Origin of the sequence: Bacteroides eggerthii, assembly GCF_025146565.1 — a bacterium.
Taxonomy (GTDB): Bacteria; Bacteroidota; Bacteroidia; order Bacteroidales; family Bacteroidaceae; genus Bacteroides; species Bacteroides eggerthii.
The window spans coordinates 3518738-3537077 of sequence record NZ_CP102258.1; the positions used below are offsets into that span (position 1 = coordinate 3518738).

18 protein-coding genes are annotated in these 18340 nt (G+C 45.3%); 11 read left to right on the forward strand and 7 right to left on the reverse strand.

Annotation, left to right across the window (positions count from 1 at the left end; genetic code table 11):
- Nucleotide 1: 1 nt before the first annotated feature.
- A complete protein-coding gene (udk, locus tag NQ546_RS14520; protein ID WP_004290324.1) occupies nt 2-607 on the forward strand; it encodes a uridine kinase in 606 nt (201 codons plus the stop codon).
- A gap of 107 nt (nt 608-714) precedes the next feature.
- Complete coding sequence (locus NQ546_RS14525; RefSeq protein ID WP_004290323.1) at nt 715-2052, forward strand: MltF family protein; 1338 nt, start codon at nt 715-717, stop codon at nt 2050-2052.
- A gap of 58 nt (nt 2053-2110) precedes the next feature.
- Here the strand turns inward: NQ546_RS14525 and metH are convergent, their stop codons facing one another.
- The 5 genes from metH to NQ546_RS14550 all read right to left on the reverse strand — a co-directional run bounded on the left by metH (nt 2111) and on the right by NQ546_RS14550 (nt 7332).
- Nucleotides 2111-4882, reverse strand: a complete 2772-nt coding sequence (metH, locus tag NQ546_RS14530; RefSeq protein ID WP_004290322.1) for a methionine synthase — start codon at nt 4880-4882, stop codon at nt 2111-2113.
- A gap of 31 nt (nt 4883-4913) precedes the next feature.
- The gene (smpB, locus tag NQ546_RS14535; protein ID WP_004290321.1) at nt 4914-5366 is read right to left on the reverse strand and encodes an SsrA-binding protein; all 453 of its coding nucleotides are present in this window, start codon (nt 5364-5366) and stop codon (nt 4914-4916) included.
- A gap of 8 nt (nt 5367-5374) precedes the next feature.
- Nucleotides 5375-5920 (reverse strand): Yip1 family protein, encoded by a 546-nt coding sequence (locus NQ546_RS14540; protein ID WP_004290320.1) that lies wholly within the window; start codon nt 5918-5920, stop codon nt 5375-5377.
- Between the two features lie 33 nt (nt 5921-5953).
- Nucleotides 5954-6748, reverse strand: a complete 795-nt coding sequence (locus NQ546_RS14545; protein ID WP_229094556.1) for a hypothetical protein — start codon at nt 6746-6748, stop codon at nt 5954-5956.
- A gap of 83 nt (nt 6749-6831) precedes the next feature.
- Nucleotides 6832-7332 carry a DMP19 family protein gene (locus NQ546_RS14550; protein WP_004290318.1) on the reverse strand — a complete coding sequence of 167 codons (501 nt, stop codon included), beginning with the start codon at nt 7330-7332 and terminating at the stop codon, nt 6832-6834.
- Nucleotides 7333-7913: 581 nt separating this feature from the next.
- On the opposite strand from NQ546_RS14550, the gene NQ546_RS14555 reads away from it, so the two are divergent.
- The 9 genes from NQ546_RS14555 to NQ546_RS14595 all read left to right on the forward strand — a co-directional run bounded on the left by NQ546_RS14555 (nt 7914) and on the right by NQ546_RS14595 (nt 15878).
- Complete coding sequence (locus tag NQ546_RS14555; protein ID WP_004290317.1) at nt 7914-8615, forward strand: iron-sulfur cluster assembly scaffold protein; 702 nt, start codon at nt 7914-7916, stop codon at nt 8613-8615.
- Nucleotides 8616-8634: 19 nt separating this feature from the next.
- Nucleotides 8635-9645 (forward strand): GGGtGRT protein, encoded by a 1011-nt coding sequence (locus NQ546_RS14560; RefSeq protein ID WP_004290316.1) that lies wholly within the window; start codon nt 8635-8637, stop codon nt 9643-9645.
- A gap of 411 nt (nt 9646-10056) precedes the next feature.
- Entirely contained in the window at nt 10057-10311 is a 255-nt protein-coding gene (locus tag NQ546_RS14565; RefSeq protein ID WP_004290314.1) for a type II toxin-antitoxin system Phd/YefM family antitoxin, read from the forward strand.
- Between the two features lie 31 nt (nt 10312-10342).
- Nucleotides 10343-10576 (forward strand): Txe/YoeB family addiction module toxin, encoded by a 234-nt coding sequence (locus NQ546_RS14570; protein ID WP_373593927.1) that lies wholly within the window; start codon nt 10343-10345, stop codon nt 10574-10576.
- Nucleotides 10577-10826: 250 nt separating this feature from the next.
- A complete protein-coding gene (locus NQ546_RS14575) occupies nt 10827-12011 on the forward strand; it encodes an MFS transporter (protein ID WP_004290312.1) in 1185 nt (394 codons plus the stop codon).
- Between the two features lie 138 nt (nt 12012-12149).
- Nucleotides 12150-12782 (forward strand): hypothetical protein, encoded by a 633-nt coding sequence (locus tag NQ546_RS14580; protein ID WP_004290311.1) that lies wholly within the window; start codon nt 12150-12152, stop codon nt 12780-12782.
- A gap of 245 nt (nt 12783-13027) precedes the next feature.
- On the forward strand, nt 13028-14464 hold the full coding sequence (nhaC, locus tag NQ546_RS14585; protein ID WP_004290310.1) for a Na+/H+ antiporter NhaC: 1437 nt from the start codon (nt 13028-13030) through the stop codon (nt 14462-14464).
- A gap of 62 nt (nt 14465-14526) precedes the next feature.
- The gene (locus NQ546_RS14590) at nt 14527-15117 is read left to right on the forward strand and encodes a DUF4251 domain-containing protein (RefSeq protein ID WP_004290309.1); all 591 of its coding nucleotides are present in this window, start codon (nt 14527-14529) and stop codon (nt 15115-15117) included.
- 98 nt (nt 15118-15215) lie between these two features.
- Entirely contained in the window at nt 15216-15878 is a 663-nt protein-coding gene (locus NQ546_RS14595; protein ID WP_039953321.1) for a helix-turn-helix transcriptional regulator, read from the forward strand.
- Here NQ546_RS14595 and mnmA read toward each other — a convergent pair.
- Together mnmA and NQ546_RS14605 are read right to left on the reverse strand one after the other, a co-directional pair.
- Nucleotides 15835-16932: a tRNA 2-thiouridine(34) synthase MnmA gene (mnmA, locus tag NQ546_RS14600; protein WP_004290307.1), complete on the reverse strand. Its 1098-nt coding sequence runs from the start codon at nt 16930-16932 to the stop codon at nt 15835-15837. The two genes, NQ546_RS14595 and mnmA, sit on opposite strands and share 44 nt — an antisense overlap.
- 75 nt (nt 16933-17007) lie before the next feature.
- Nucleotides 17008-18294, reverse strand: coding sequence for an O-acetylhomoserine aminocarboxypropyltransferase/cysteine synthase family protein (locus tag NQ546_RS14605; protein WP_039953239.1), 1287 nt, complete (start codon nt 18292-18294; stop codon nt 17008-17010).
- Nucleotides 18295-18340: the final 46 nt, after the last annotated feature.

Genomic DNA, 18340 nt, shown 5'->3' on the forward strand with positions numbered 1-18340 from the left:
GATGTTAATAATAGGAATTGCAGGCGGAACCGGGTCGGGAAAGACCACCGTCGTACGTAAAATCATTGAAAGTCTGCCGGCAGGTGAAGTGGTTCTATTACCTCAGGACTCCTACTACAAAGACAGCAGCCATGTACCCGTAGAAGAACGGCAGAACATTAATTTCGACCACCCGGACGCTTTCGACTGGGGGCTTCTGTCCAAACACGTATCCATGCTGCGCGAAGGTAAGAGCATCGAACAGCCCACTTATTCCTATCTGACTTGCACCCGCCAGCCCGAAACAATCCACATCGAACCGCGGGAAGTCATCATCATTGAAGGCATCCTTGCCCTATGCGACAAAAAGCTGCGCGGCATGATGGATCTTAGAATTTTTGTCGACGCAGATCCCGACGAACGCCTTATTCGTGTCATCCAACGTGATGTCATAGAGCGCGGCCGTACCGCTGAAGCCGTAATGGAGCGTTATACCCGCATCCTGAAGCCGATGCATCTGCAATTCATAGAGCCTTGCAAACGATACGCCGATCTCATCGTGCCGGAGGGCGGAAACAACCAAGTGGCAATTGATATTCTGACGATGTACATCAAAAAGCACTTATAAGTAACTCAATTCCGTATAGTATGCCCGACAGCACCTCCCCTGCCACACGCAAACTGCCGGTTTTTCACTGCCAGTTGCTCATTGCAATAGTATTGCTTTGCAGTGTCATGGGATGCCGCGGCGATCGTAACTCCGCCCATAAGCAGGAAAAGAGCACCGATTTGCAGCAGATAAAGGACAGTGGTGAACTGGTAGTGCTGACTTTATACAGCTCTACATCCTATTTTATCTATCGCGGGCAGGACATGGGATTTCAATATGAATTGAGTGAGCAGTTTGCCCAAAGCCTCGGTGTCAAATTGAAGATCAAGGTTGCCGGAAGCGTACGCGACCTTATCAGCAAGCTCCTTGCCGGTGAGGGAGATCTCATAGCCTATAACTTACCCATAACGAAAGAGTGGAAAGACAGCCTGATTTATTGCGGCGAGGAAGTGATTACGCATCAAGTCATCGTACAGCGCGCCGGCAGGGGCATCAAACCACTGAAAGACGTAACGGAACTCATTGGCAAAGATGTGTACGTAAAACCCGGAAAGTATTATGAACGGCTTGTCAATTTGGACAAGGAATTGGGAGGAGGCATCCACATTCATAAGGTGAGCAATGACAGCATCACAATAGAAGACCTGATCATGCAAGTCTCGCAGGGTAAGATCTCCTATACCGTAGCAGACAATGATATAGCCCGGCTGAATACCACCTATTATTCCAACCTGAATATCGGGCTGTCCATCAGCTTCGACCAACGGGCTTCGTGGGCTGTACGCAACGATTGCCCGCAACTGGCGGAAGCCGCCAACAAATGGCATAAAGACAACATGACCTCTCCTGCTTACACATCAAGTATGAAACGATATTTTGAAATCAGCAAGGCCATTCCTCATTCTCCTATCCTGTCTCTGCGGGAAGGGAAAATATCACACTTCGACCACCTTTTTAAAAAGTATGCCCCCGAAATAGATTGGGACTGGCGACTGCTGGCCTCTCTGGCCTATACTGAGTCCAACTTCGACACCACAGCTGTTTCATGGGCAGGTGCTAAGGGATTAATGCAACTAATGCCTGCCACAGCCCGCGCCATGGGAATGCCCCCCGGAAAAGAACAAAATCCGGAAGAGAGCATCAAAGCCGCAACCAAATACATTGCCGCCACTGCCAGAAGCTTCTCCGCAATACCTCCAGACGAACGGATCAACTTCGTATTGGCATCCTATAATTCCGGCATCGGACATGTGCTCGACGCCATGGCATTGGCGGAGAAATACGGGAAAAACAAATATGTCTGGCGAGACAATGTAGAAAACTTCATCCTACTGAAAAGCAATGAGGAATACTTCACCGACCCGGTCTGCAAGAACGGTTATTTCCGCGGCATAGAGACGTATAACTTCGTACGGGATATTACGGCAAGATTTGAGCAATATAAGAAAAAGATTAAAAGCTGATTCATTAAGGAGGACATAAGGAGACATAAAAAATGCTGCCCTCTCTGTGATGAAAATCTTAAAACAATTTCAATCGATTAGCTTTTGCCTCTTCAAGAGATACCGTCTCGACCTGCCTCTCCTGATTTTTCTCGCGCAACCGCTGATATTCGGTAAAAAGATTCTTCGCTAATTCTTCCTTTTGATTAGGATTCATCAGGCGGGCTGCTATTGATGCATTCTGCGAAGCATCTTTCAGATGAACAACCGGAGCATGATAGACCGGAGCAATCTTCAACGCCGTATGTAACGGAGACGTAGTGGCTCCGCCAATCAACAACGGAATGTCAAGCCCCGCTTTTTCCAGTTCCATGGCAACGTGCACCATTTCGTCCAGTGAAGGAGTGATGAGTCCGCTCAGCCCAATCATATCGGCCTTTTCTTCTATGGCACGCTGCACAATCGTTTCGGCAGGAACCATTACGCCCAGGTCGATTATCTCATATCCGTTGCAAGCCATCACTACGGCAACAATATTCTTTCCGATATCGTGTACATCTCCTTTCACCGTAGCAAGCAGCACTTTACCGGCAGAAGCGGCCCCCGCTTGCTTCTCCGATTCAATAACCGGCTGAAGGATAGCCACCGCTTTCTTCATAGTACGCGCCGTCTTAACAACTTGTGGAAGAAACATCTTGCCCGCACCGAACAGATCGCCAACGTGATTCATTCCCGCCATCAACGGGCCTTCAATAATATCCACAGCTTTCGGATAAGCATTTAAAGCCTCGGCAAGGTCTTCTTCCAGATAATCACCAACACCTTTTGTCAGAGCATACTTCAAGCGTTCCTCCACCGCACCTTCCCGCCATTGGAACCGGGAACCGGAAGCCGAAAGCTGAGAGTCACCGTTTGGAGCGGAAACTTTAGCGGCATCCGCTTCCGCTTTCAACCTTTCGGCCGTTTCAATCAATCGCTCCGCAGCATCTGCACGACGATTAAGAACAACATCTTCTATGCGTTCCAAAATATCGGCCGGTATATCTGTATAAAGTACGGAAGTTGCAGGATTCACAATGCCCATATCCATTCCCTCACGAATAGCATGATACAGAAACACCGCATGCATCGCTTCACGAATATAGTTATTGCCTCGAAATGAGAACGATAGGTTACTGACTCCGCCACTGACATGAGCACCGGGCAGATTCTTACGTATCCAACCGGTGGCGCGAATAAAGTCTACCGCATAATTATTATGCTCGTCCATACCCGTAGCCACTGCAAGCACATTCGGATCAAAAATGATGTCATGTGGGTTAAAGCCGACTTTGTCCACCAACAAACGATAAGCACGTTCGCATACCTCGATTCTACGTTCGTAAGTATCTGCCTGCCCCCGTTCGTCAAAAGCCATCACTATTGCAGCAGCACCATACTCCTTCACAGTGCGGGCATGCTCAAGAAACGTTTCTTCTCCTTCCTTCAAGGAAATGGAATTGACAATAGACTTGCCTTGCACACATTTCAGTCCTGCAACTATCACATCCCATTTGGAGGAGTCTATCATTACGGGAACACGAGCGATTTCAGGCTCGGAAGCTATCAGGTGAAGGAAGGTTGTCATTTCCTGTTCCGCATCCAGCAGTCCGTCATCCATATTTATGTCAATGACCTGTGCACCGTCTTCCACCTGCTGGCGGGCAATACTTAGCGCTTCGTCATATTTCTTCTCATTGATTAAGCGCAGAAACTTACGTGAACCGGCAACATTGCAACGCTCACCCACATTGACAAAATTATTCTCCGGCCTCACCTCCAACAGCTCCAGACCGGAGAGCCAGAGACAATCGGGCTTACCAACCGGTATACGTGGTACAACTCCATCTATTAAAGATGAATAGGCAGCAATATATTCATCGGTCGTGCCGCAACAACCGCCTACTATATTTACTAATCCCTCATGGATATATTCTTTAATCTCAGCCGCCATTTCAGCAGGAGTCTGATCGTACGTACCAAGACTGTTGGGCAGGCCCGCATTGGGGTAGGCACTGACATAATAAGGTGCGCGGGCGGCAAGTTGTTCGAGAAAAGGCTTCAACTGGCGGGCTCCGAAAGAGCAGTTGAGCCCTATGGAAAAGATATCCGCATGTTGCACTGAAGCCAGAAATGCATCCAACGTCTGTCCGGACAAAGTACGCCCGGCTATATCGGACACCGTTACGGACAGCATCAACGGAACCCGGATACCGGCAACATTCATTGCCTGCTTCGCGGCATATATGGCCGCTTTCGCATTCAACGTATCAAAAATGGTTTCAATCAGCAACGCATCTACACCGGCTTCGAGCATCGCTTCCATCTGTTCGCGATAGGCTATGACCAGTTCGTCGTAAGTCAGTGCACGAAAAGCCGGATTGTTGACATCCGGACTCATGGAGCAGGTCTTATTGGTGGGACCGACAGAGCCTGCTACAAACCGCGGTTTATCAGGGGTTAAGGCAGTGAATTCATCAGCAACCTCACGCGCCAGTTTCACAGCGGCAAGATTAATCTCACGAACATAGTCCTGCACGTGATAATCGGCCATGCTGACGCTTGTAGAACTGAAGGTATTGGTTTCGATGATGTCTGCACCTACCGCAAGATATTTACGGTGAATATCCCGTATCACATCCGGACGTGTCAGACAGAGTATGTCATTATTACCTTTCAGTTGTCCGGGAATTTGTGCAAAACGTTCTCCGCGGAAGTCTTCTTCCGTCAAGTTGTACTGTTGTATCATGGTGCCCATAGCACCGTCCAGGATAAGGATGCGCTCACGCACCAAACCTTCAAGTCTACTCATAAATATAATGTGGTAATGCGGTACATTAAACTCACCTCTTGAACATACGCGCCATATCGCGCTTATCATCTTTTTCTTTCAAAGCCTCACGCTTGTCATATTGCTTTTTACCCTTTGCCAAAGCGACCACTACCTTTGCCAGCCCTTTTTCATTGATGAACAGACGGACGGGAATCATCGTGAATCCGGGATCTTTCGAACCGCGCTGCAGCTTATCCAGCTCTTTTTTAGTCAACAGAAGTTTACGCTCCCTGCGTGCATTATGGTTATTGTACGAGCCATAAAAATACTCGGCAATATGCATGTTCTTCACCCACAGTTCACCATTGGCAAAGTAGCAGAACGTGTCCACCAGACTTGCTTTTCCCAAACGGATGGACTTGATCTCCGTACCGGTGAGCACAATGCCCGCAGTATAGGTATCTACCAATTCATAATCGAATGTGGCACGCTTATTTTTAATATTTACAGGAGCTTGTTTCATAAAATCAATCAGTTCAGCACTACCGTCAGCTTATTGAATATGAATTCTATCACTGCCGGACAAGCTATTAACAAAATAGAAGAAAGAATGGTGAACCTCAAACGGTCTTTTTCCGCTATTTTCATCAAAATAGCACTTCCTTCCCACACTACATATACGATATAGAATTGAAGCAACAGAGCTATTATGCTGAAATCAGGCAATATACCGATAATAATTTTCAGCAAAAAAGGCACTACCAGCGCATAGCCGGCAAACTGTTGCGTCAAAGGAATATCGTTGTCCATAGCAAACATACGGACACGCAACCCATTGATGAGATAGGCTGCCAGAAAATATCCTCCAAACAAAGACACCGCCACAGCACAGCATTGCGTCATGGCATATTGAAAGCTTTGCGGACCACCCCACCCTTTCGCTATCAAAGAACCGATAAAGACCGACAGCCCGCATAAACCAATCATAGGATAGACAAAAGCTGTAAACACCTTTCGTCTATCCTCTTCCAAACGAATTTCCTCCCAGGCACGTGCCGGAGAGGAAATCATCTGCATTGCTATATGAAATAATTCTTTATAGTTCAACTATTAATTTTTTTCAAAAATACTTTTGTAATCTATTTCTTCATATTGAAGTTCTTTCTTCGCATCTTCCAAACTATAAGATCCGTTCTTATCCGTTTCATTGGCATAAATCCTAATCTTGGTAGGAGTTTCACCAAAAGCTGCGAGGAACTGGCTCAAATCAAAAGCTCTATACATGCTGAATCGCTCTGTCGGTTTCTCCTCATTATTTACATGACGAAGATATAGCTTCATAATCCCTTCTTCATCTTTACCGGCATCGCCTGCGCTGTGATTATCGTCACCATATATCAACGAGAATTCATGCTTATATGGGGATTTTTCTCCATAGAAAGTAACACCAAGCAACAAAGTATTCTTATCATAATACATTGTTCCCTGACCGGCAGGCAACAGCTCCACTATCGTAGCATTCTCATAAAGTTCACCGGCACCATTATTTTCAACCGGTACTCCTATACTAGTATTACCTGAGGTGCAATTATGTCCAATAGTTACTTTTGCCGTTATTTCTTTAGTTTCGCTCGTCAAAGGCTGTTCCTCGGAATTATAAGTATACTGAAGAAAAATAATATCTCCCAATCCTAAATTCACTGAATTATCAGTTAACAATTCGCTGGTATTTGAAGCTATAATTTTCAAACCGTCATTAGGATATTGAAATGTATAAGGATAAGCGGAAACGACTTTTAGTGTAGCCACCGGACTAACCGTAGGATCACTCTCCCCCATACACGAAGTAAAAGAAACACCCATCATCAGGGTAAATACAATCATCAAGAATTTCAATTGTTTCATAAACATTATTTTTTAGAGTTCGCAAAGATATAAATTTCAATTCACATAATGTAAATGCAGAAACTTAAAAAATACTGCAACCGTTACTTTATTATTTTTGCAAATAAGTCTAAATGTTCATCTACATAACTGGCAACCAACGCTGTATATTCCTCCTCTTTTTCCAAAAACTCATCCTCCAGTGCATCAAACACCTCATACTGCTCGTACATAGCCATAAATTCATCATCAGTACGCTCACGTTCCAAGTCTTCACGATGGGCGTCATATATCTTCTTGGCGGCATACACCAGTTTGCTTAAATCACCCACTCCCCACAAACGCATCACTTTGGCAAACGGATTGGCAAAGATGTAACCGCCATATCCATTCTGTATCAACTGGCAAAAGCCACCTTCCATGAGTTCGTCACGAAATATCTGATACGCCAACAACGAATGTTGTTCACCGGTGAGCAAAGGCATTGTTTCAGCAGTCAGCTCGCCACCCGTCAACTCTTTATATGCGTCCGTAAATACTTGGATGAAAGCATCCATTCCCTCACCTGCAGCTTGCTGCAAAGCACTATCCGCCACTTCTACCATAATTTTGTTCTCTATTATTTTTTATTATGCACCGGCAAAGATAAAGAATTAAAAGAGAAAGTGAGAAAAGAAAGCACCAAAAACAATGGCACAGCAATACAACAATCGCACAGCCTCAACCCTGAGATTGTAAAGTCCAACTTTACGTCGCTAAACCTCTATGTTAGATCGCTAAACCTCTATGCTGGAAATCCAAACCTCTACTCTACAAAAAGCATTCCTTGACACCCTGTCACCACACTTGAACAACTTCTCTTCTCACGCGCCCGCGAGACATGCACGCATCAAACATCCATATAAAAAAATTCTTCCTGCGCGCGCGTAAGCAAAGTTATACAAGTATGGTGACAGGGTGTCACAACATTCAAAGAAACACGAATTGAAAACAATCGTCTTAAAGCAGCAATTGTATTGTAATGTAGAGATTGCAATATGCCAAATCAGCATCCTATATTACTAATTTTTAATAAAAAAGTCAAATCAGACGGTTGGCAGAAAGCAAGAAAACGACTACCTTTGTGACCGTTTAATAAAACATAGAACTACGTTTTTTTTAATTATAACTTAAAAAAGAGCTAATTATGACTTATTCACACGAAGTGGAACACATGTGTGTTGTAAAGAAGGGTCCTAACCATGGACCGGCTCCCATACCCGAAGAAGGCAAATGGGTAAAATCAAAAGAAATCGTTGATATTTCAGGTCTGACACATGGTGTAGGTTGGTGTGCTCCTCAGCAAGGTGCTTGTAAACTGACATTGAACGTCAAAGAAGGTATCATTCAGGAAGCATTGGTTGAAACAATCGGCTGTTCCGGTATGACTCACTCAGCAGCTATGGCAGCTGAAATCCTTCCGGGCAAGACTGTACTCGAAGCATTGAATACCGACCTCGTTTGCGACGCTATCAATACAGCAATGCGCGAACTCTTCCTGCAAATCGTTTACGGACGTACTCAGTCTGCTTTCTCTGAAGGCGGTTTGATCATCGGTGCCGGTTTGGAAGATTTGGGTAAGGGTCTGCGTAGCCAGGTAGGTACTTTGTACGGTACTTTGGCAAAAGGTCCCCGTTATCTGGAAATGGCAGAAGGTTATATCAAGACTATCGCTCTTGACAAAAACGATGAAATCTGCGGATACGAATTCGTTCACATGGGTAAATTCATGGATGAAATCAAGAAAGGTACTGATGCCAACGAAGCATTGAAGAAAGTAACCGGTACTTACGGACGCTTCACTGCTGAACAGGGAGCTGTTAAACACATTGATCCACGTCACGAATAATATAAGGAGGAAAGAAACTATGATTAGAGAAGTAAAATTTGAAAGTCAAGACCGTCGTATCAAAGGTATCATCGAAGCTTTGAACGCTAACGGCATCAAAGACATCGAGGAAGCAAACGCTATCTGCGAAGCTGCCGGACTCGATCCTTATAAGACGTGTGAAGAAACTCAGCCTATCTGTTTCGAAAACGCAAAATGGGCTTATGTTGTAGGTTGCGCCATCGCTATCAAGAAAGGCTGCAAGAACGCTGCTGATGCTGCCGAAGCTATCGGTATCGGTTTGCAGGCATTCTGTATTCCGGGTTCGGTAGCCGACGACCGCAAGGTAGGTATCGGTCATGGTAACCTGGCTGCCATGTTGCTCCGCGAAGAAACTAAGTGTTTTGCTTTCCTGGCAGGTCACGAATCATTCGCTGCTGCAGAAGGTGCAATCAAAATTGCCGCTAAAGCCGACAAAGTACGTAAAGAACCTTTGCGTTGTATCCTGAACGGTCTTGGAAAAGACGCTGCTCAGATCATCTCTCGTATCAACGGCTTTACTTATGTTCAGACTCAATTCGACTATTACACAGGTGAACTGAAAGTAGTTCGTGAAATCGCATACAGCGACGGTCCTCGCGCCAAAGTAAAATGCTACGGCGCCGACGACGTTCGCGAAGGTGTAGCTATCATGTGGAAAGAAGGCGTAGACGTATCCATCACAGGTAACTCTACCAACCCGACTCGCTTCCAACATCCTGTTGCAGGTACTTACAAGAAAGAACGCGTTCTTGCCGGTAAGCCCTACTTCTCAGTAGCATCAGGTGGTGGAACAGGTCGTACACTTCACCCGGATAACATGGCTGCCGGTCCTGCTTCTTACGGCATGACGGACACAATGGGCCGTATGCACTCAGACGCTCAGTTCGCTGGTTCTTCATCAGTTCCTGCTCACGTGGAAATGATGGGATTCCTGGGTATCGGTAACAACCCGATGGTAGGATGTACAGTGGCTTGTGCGGTTGACGTAGCTCAGGCTTTGAGCAAGTAATTTAGACAATTACATATAGATAAGCTCCTGTAATCCTTGTGATTGCAGGAGTTTTCATTTTATGAAAACTTGGTTTAGATAACGGATTGAAACACCTCATACCATTCCTTTTTTAATTACCCCTCAATTCAAGCCATAAGCAGGTTACTTTTGCAGCCAATTTGCAGCCCAATTTGTCATTCTTTAAAAACGGCTGCAAGAATCAGCATAATCAACCATAATACAATGTGATATACTTCATATAACATTTTAAAATGGAGAAAAACAGTAAATGGTGTACGTGGATTGTTGATTGGGAAAGGAAAGGGCATCATTAAGTTGGTACCCTTTCTTTATATCTAATAATTAACTAATTAAATTTGAAAGTACGCATATAAGTACACATATTTGCATTAAACAAAAGGAGGAATTATGAAAACAGCTAACTACACCGATTTAAGAGCCAACCTCAAAGGGTACATTGATTCAGTAATTGATGATTATAACACTGTAATCGTCAATCGTGGTAATGGTAAAGGAGTAGTGATGATTTCCCTTGATGAATACAACTCTTTAAAGGAAACGGAATATATCATGTCGTCACCTGAAACGATGGAAGACATACGTCAAGGAGAGGAAGATATTAAGAACGGCAAGGGGATAGAGATAAACTTGGATGAATTATGAAGATTATATTCACACCTCTTGCTATGGAGCAATGGGAGTACTGGAAGAAAAACAATCCCAATATTGCCAAACGCATCAAAAAGATCCTTCTCAGTTGATAGAACACCCTTATACAGGAATTGCCAAGCCAGAACCTCTTAAATATGATTTAGCAGGTAAATGGTCAAGACGCATCAACGAAGAGCATCGTCTTATTTACTCTGTAAATGATGACAGGGTAGAGATTGATATACTTTCAATGAAATACCATTACTCCAAGAAGTAACCCAACTCTTACATATTATTAATCGCAAGGGCAGACTATCTTATATGGTCTGATGCAATGAACCTCATAAGGAAAGTGGATTATCAATGATATTCTGTTACTTAATTCTATGACTTTATCAGTGCAGGAATTGGAAGTTGACAGAGTAACACTCACAGATTTTACAACACCCTTTAGGCTAATTAATAACTTTCTTTTTTACCAAAGCTGAAAGGACATTCGTTTTTTTGCTTTTTCCTATCTTTGCAGCATGAAAGCTGAATTAAAAGAAAACGGCGGATTGCCCGCACATATACTTTGGACGCTTGCTATCGTAGCAGGTATTTCCGTAGCGAATTTGTACTACAACCAACCCTTGTTGAACGTGATACGTCACGAATTGGGTGTGTCCGAGTTTAAAACAAATCTCATTGCAATGATTACACAAGTTGGCTATGCATTGGGATTGCTGTTTATCGTGCCGTTAGGCGATCTTTACCAACGGAAAAAGATCATCCTGATTAACTTCACTTTACTGATATTTTCACTTATAGCCATAGCCACAGCACCCAATATCTATATCATTTGGGGAGCTTCACTCATTACCGGTATCTGCTCCATGATCCCGCAAATCTTCGTACCGATAGCCTCGCAATTCTCCCGCCCGGAGAATAAAGGACGCAACGTAGGCGTCGTCATCTCCGGCTTGCTCACCGGCATACTCGCCTCTCGTGTTATCAGTGGATTTATCGGTGAGGCATTAGGCTGGCGAGAGATGTATTTCATCGCGGCAGGCATGATGCTGCTATGCGCCATTATAGTCCTGAAAGTCCTGCCGGACATACAGCCGAGCTTCCGGGGAAAATACGGTGACTTAATGAAATCGCTCTTTTCACTTATCAAAGACTACCCTGCCCTACGCATCTACTCCATACGCGCCGGCATCGCATTCGGCTCTTTCTTAGCCATGTGGTCGTGTCTCGCTTTCAAAATGGGCGAAGCGCCTTTCTATGCCAACAGCGATGTAATCGGCATTTTGGGGCTGTGCGGAATAGCCGGTGCACTGACCGCATCTTTCGTTGGAAAGTATGTGAAAAAAGTAGGGATACGCAACTTTAACTTCATTGGTTGCGGACTGATCTTGTGTGCATGGGCTTCGCTTTACTTCTGCGGAAACACATACGCCGGTATCATTGCCGGAGTTATACTGATTGACATTGGCATGCAATGTATTCAGCTCAGTAACCAAACCAGCATATTCGACATCTGCCCTTCGGCATCCAACCGGGTAAACACCATTTTTATGACAACCTATTTTATAGGTGGGTCATTGGGAACCTTCCTCGCCGGCAGTTGTTGGCACACATGGGGCTGGGCAGGTGTTACCGGTATAGGCGCCGGACTAACAATGTTATCCCTCCTAATCACCATTTGCCATAAGGAAAGAATGCATTAACAAGACTTTACCCTGTTTAGGCAATCCTCTCTTTTTTTTATAAAATAAGTTTCGATATGTTTTGTTTTTCTTTATAAAAGTTATATATTTGTCAGAAATGACATAAATAAGTAAATATTCATCAAAAATTATCTTGCTATGGACGCACAACGGAAAATTACAGTAGCCGGAGTTATCTCCGAAGGTATCGGTTTAGGCATTAAAAATGCAATATCCATGTTGGGAGCTACCATACTTTGGCTGCTTACAATCTGGATTCCCTATTTAAATGTAGGTACTACAATCGCCATGACAACTATTCCTATTGAGCTGAGTAAAGGAAGGGTCATTTCTCCCCTATTCATTTTTGATGGGAAATACCGTAAGTTCATGGGAGAATACTTCACTTTGATAGGTTTGATGTATCTTGCCATTATTCCCGCCCTATTTTTCATGATTGTACCGGGCATCATCATATCCATAGGTTGGTCACTTGCAATTTATATCCTACTCGATAAAGGCGTGGCTCCGGGCGAAGCCATGATTCAAAGCAACAAGGCCACTTATGGTTACAAGTGGACCATCTTCGGCGTATCGCTTTTACTGGGAGTGGCGTTTTATATCCTTTTGTGGATTATATTTGCCATTGCAGACGGCGGATTCGCAATGTTCCTCCTGTTCCTTGTAAGCATTGTCTACACCGTAGCAGCACTCGGATGCAGTGCCGTTATCTATCGTGACCTGACAGCAGAGCCCAAGCCGGAAACAATGGAAACCGTAGTAGAAGTATAAAATACTATTGAAAAACACCAAAGCCCCTTTTCACTGCCTCATACCACAAGAAAATTGGCAGTGGAAAGGGATTTCTTCATAAGCCCTACACATCCCCGAAACATCAATGCAGACTCAGAGCTGCTGTTAAAATTCCAAGTAAACGCAAAGAATTAATAATATTTATTTGCAGAAAAGAAAAAAGAAAAAGGATTCGGCTGTTTTGTTATATTTTTGCCGCATTATATTTTATAGCAACATAGCGCATGAGTCCAACAAAGAAAATTCCTTCTCCTATCGTATCCCTTTTCCCCATCATTATTTTAATAGGAATGTTGTTTGCCACTATCCGCACTTTTGGAAGCGATGCTCTAAATGGCGGAAGTCAGGTGTCCCTGCTCACCACTACGGCAGTTTGCATATTCATCGGAATAACATTCTACCGGATTCCTTGGAAAGATTATGAAATAGCCATTACCAATAACATCGCAGGCGTATCCTCCGCCATTATCATACTGTTGATTATCGGCGCGCTAAGTGGCGCATGGATGATCAGCGGTGTAGTCCCCACCCTCATTTACTACGGAATGAAGATTATACACCCGGACTTCTTCCTCACCTCTACCTGCATCATCTGTGCATTGGTGTCAATCATGACGGGAAGCTCATGGACCACAATAGCAACCATCGGCATCGCTCTTTTAGGAATAGGAAAAGCACAGGGATTCGAGGAAGGCTGGATTGCAGGAGCCATTATTTCAGGAGCTTACTTTGGCGACAAGGTTTCACCGCTGTCAGATACTACGGTGCTTGCCTCCTCGGTCACTGACACTCCGCTGTTCCGCCATATCCGCTATATGATGATTACCACCATTCCGTCGCTCGTCATCACTCTTATCATATTTACGGTAATGGGATTCACGTACGAAACCAGTGGTACAGAACAAATAGCCGAGTTTGCGGCATCATTGAATAGCCGATTCCACATCACTCCCTGGCTGCTGATTGTCCCGGTGGCTACCGGAATCTTGATTGCACGCAAAATGCCCTCTATCATCACCTTGTTCCTGTCCACCCTGCTGGCTGCCGCCTTTGCCATCATATTCCAGCCCGACCTGCTTTATGAGATTTCCGGAAGCAACGGGCTGTTTAAGGGAACGATAATGAGCCTATACGGCAGTACCAGCCTGCAAAGTGATAGTGCCATGCTGACAGAGCTGATTGCCACACGAGGCATGGCAGGAATGATGAATACCATTTGGCTGATACTTTGCGCCATGTGTTTCGGCGGCGCAATGACAGCGAGCGGCATGCTGGGAAGCATCACATCCGTATTTGTACGATTCATGAAAAGCACTGTCAGCGTTGTGGCATCGACTGTCGGTTCAGGACTATTCCTCAACCTTGCTACGGCAGACCAGTACATCAGCATCATCCTGACCGGAAACATGTTCAGCAACATCTATGAAAAGAAAGGGTATGAAAGCCGCCTGTTGAGCCGCACAACGGAAGATGCCGTCACCGTAACTTCGGTTCTCATCCCCTGGAACACATGCGGAATGACACAAGCTACTATTCTGAGCGTGTCCACGCTGACCTATCTCCCTTACTGCTTTTTCAATCTTATCAGTCCACTCATGAGTATCCTCATTGCAGCCACCGGATATAAAATAATTAAAAAAACAGTGAACAATCCCGGTTAGGCATTGTTCTTGCAATAAACTTATAACGAACAATATAATTTAAACCTAAACAAGAATTAAGTATGAAAAAGTTTATTGCATTAGCAGCATTAGTATTGGTAAGCATGGTGACAACCACCATGTATGCACAAGAGAGTAGCACACAACGTCGTGCAGACCGCAAAGCCCAAAGAGACGCAGAACGCGCCCGCCTGAAAGCGGAACAACAGGCAGCCGATGCCGTTTCCTACGATGACGCCGTAGCAGCACTGAAAGCACAGCAATTTGTATTGGAAGCCAATCAGGTGATGTTCCGCAACGGGCAAACGGCTTTTGTTACTTCCAACACCAACTTTGTATTGGTGAATCAGGGACGAGGCACCGTACAGGTAGCTTTCAACACTGTTTATCCCGGTCCTAACGGTATTGGAGGTGTGACAGTAGACGGTACCGTATCGGACATAAAAACATCTACCGACAAACGTGGCAACATAAATTGCAGCTTCAGCATTCAGGGCATCGGTATCTCCGCCCAGATATTCCTTACCCTGACTAATGGCGACAACAACGCAACCGTTACTATCAACCCTAACTTCAACTCCAACACGATGACTTTAAGTGGTAGTCTGCTGCCGTTGAACCAATCGAATATCTTCAAGGGACGTTCCTGGTAAACCCCACTGCAATATATATACTCTCAACTCCGCTGCAAATCACTTAAAAAGTGTACATTTGCAACGGAGTTTCTTTTTTTAATGCGCCAATGACTATTATGAGAGAATTTATCATCGCTGACAATCAAGATATAACCAAAGCAGGCATGATGTTTCTGCTAAGCCGGCAGAAAGACACTGCCTTGCTGCTGGAAGCCGACAACAAAGCGGAACTCATACAACAGTTACGGCTGCACCCCGGAGCAGTGGTAATACTGGATTATACCTCGTTTGACTTTGTCAGTTCCGACGAATTGATTGTATTGCACGAACGTTTCAAAGAGGCGGACTGGCTGTTGTTCTCCGACGAACTGAGCATCGGATTCCTACGACAAGTACTGTTCAGCAGCATGTCATTCGGAGTAGTGCTAAAGGACAATTCCAAAGAAGAGATACTCACCGCCCTGCAATGCGCTTCGCGTAAAGAGCGTTTCATTTGCAACCACGTCAGTAACTTGCTGCTGTCAGGAAACAGTCAGACATCCCTCCTCCACCCCATTCAGCAAAACGACCTGCTGACATCGGCCGAACGAAGCATCCTGAAAGAAATCGCATTAGGAAAAACCACTAAAGAAATTGCAGTTGAAAGAAACCTCAGCTTTCATACCATAAACAGCCACCGGAAGAATATTTTCAGAAAGTTGGGCGTGAACAACGCACACGAAGCTACCAAATACGCTATGAAAGCGGGTATTGTGGATTTAGTGGAATACTATATTTAATTTCTCCACTTCCGATGCACAGTCTGGAAGCCTCATCATACACAACGCCAAATTGCCCCGGAGCTATCCCCTGTAACTTCTCTTCGGAAACAATCCGGTAGCCGTCCCCGTCCTGCAACAGTTTGCCGCCGATAAAATCAGGAGTATGGCGTATCTTGAATGTTACCGGAATCTCCCCTTCCACTCCCTCCCAAGGATTTTCCGTAATGAAATGAAAATCCTGCATACTGAACTCATACCCGTATTGTTGCTCCGTTTCATATCCACGTGACACATAAATCACATTTTCATCCGTATCTTTACGAACCACAAACCAGGGGCCTCCGCCCAATCCCAGCCCCTTACGCTGGCCGATAGTATGAAACCAGTAGCCGCGATGGGTTCCCAGTATCTTTCCCGTTTCCAGTTCAATAATCCGACCTTCTTTTTCACCCAAAAAGCGACGGACAAAGTCGTTGTAGTTAATCCTCCCCAAGAAGCAGATGCCCTGGCTGTCACGTCGGCGGGCACTGGGTAACTTCGCTTTCAAAGCGATGTCGCGCACTTCCTGTTTCATCAGTCCGCCCAACGGAAACATCAGTTTGGAAACTTGCAGATAGTCTATCTGCGCAAGAAAGTCCGTTTGGTCTTTCACCGGATCGAGGGCCGTTCCCAGCCAAACCTTCCCATTCTGCAGAATGGTAGCAGCATAATGCCCGGTTGCCGTAAAATCGAAATCCTTACCGGCGTACCGTTCAAAACAACCGAACTTAATGAGCTTATTGCACATCACATCCGGATTCGGAGTAAGTCCCCTACGCACTTTGTCAATGGCATAAGCAGCCACATTGTCCCAATACTCCCGATGCAAATCAACAACCTCCAGTGAAAGGCCGTAACGGCGGGCTACGGCGGAAGCCATCTCCAAGTCTTCCTCCGCCGAACAATCCATATAGTCGGCATCGTCTTTCCCTATTTTTATATAAAACAACGAAGGGCGATGCCCCTGCTCACAAAGGAGGTGCACGACAACAGAACTGTCGACACCTCCGGATAATAAGACGGCAATATTCATACTAAAACAATGTATCTAAAATTTCATCCGACAAAAAATTAATTCTATCGGACGATATGTACTTTTCATCCGAGATTAAATCTTCTCCAACGCCTGTGACACATCATCCAACAAATCATCAATGTGTTCCGTCCCAATGGAAAGGCGCACAGTTCCCGGCTTGATGCCTTGCTCTGCCAACTCCTGTTCGCTCAACTGCGAATGGGTAGTAGTTGCCGGATGTATTACAAGCGACTTTACATCCGCCACATTTGCCAATAATGAGAAGATCTGCAAATTGTCAATGAACGCCTGAGCTTCTTTCACCCCGCCTTTAACCTCAAAGGTGAAAATGGAACCGGCGCCTTTCGGGAAATATTTCCGGTATAATGCATGATCCGGATGATTCGGCAAAGACGGATGGTTCACTGCTATCACTTTGGGATGCCTTTCTAAGAAATCAACAACTTTCAGAGCGTTCTCCACATGGCGCTCCACACGCAAAGAAAGAGTCTCCAAGCCTTGCAGCAGGATAAACGCGTTGAACGGGCTGATAGCAGCGCCGGTGTCACGCAATAGAACGGCGCGAATACGGACAGCATATGCCGCCGCACCTGCCGCGTCAACAAAACGCACACCATGATAGCTTGGATCGGGCTCGGTCAATTGCGGGAACTTACCGGAAGCCACCCAGTCGAACTTACCGCTATCAACAATAACACCGCCTAAAGAAGTGCCATGCCCGCCAATAAACTTAGTGGCGGAATGTACCACAATATCAGCGCCATGTTCAATAGGACGGATCAGGAAAGGAGTACCGAAAGTGTTGTCGACAATCAAAGGGATTCCATGACGATGAGCAATCCCGGCAACCGCATCAATATCAATGATGTTCGAATTGGGATTTCCCAATGTTTCTATAAAGACTGCTTTCGTATTTTCCTGAATAGCCTTCTCGAAATTGGACAAATCGTCCGGAGCTACAAAAGTGGTCGTAACGCCATAAGAGGGCAATGTATGCGCCAGCAGATTGTACGTTCCGCCATAAATGGTCTTGGCAGCCACAATGTGATCGCCTGCACGCGTAATATTCTCAAAAGCATAGGTCAGAGCTGCCGCACCGGAAGCAACCGCCAACCCCGCAATACCTCCCTCAAGAGCTGCAATGCGTTGTTCGAGCACCCCTTGTGTGGGATTTGTCAGTCTGCCGTAGATATTACCCGGATCTTGCAACCCAAAGCGGGCCGCTGCATGAGCCGAGTCATGAAACACGTACGAAGTAGTCTGATAGATAGGTACGGCCCGCGCATCGGTCGACGGATCCGGCTGTTCCTGTCCCACATGAAGTTGCAGCGTCTCAAAATGTAATTTCTTTGTTTTCATCGTCATTTGTATTTATAAGTGAATAAATTCTCCTTGCTTGGATGTT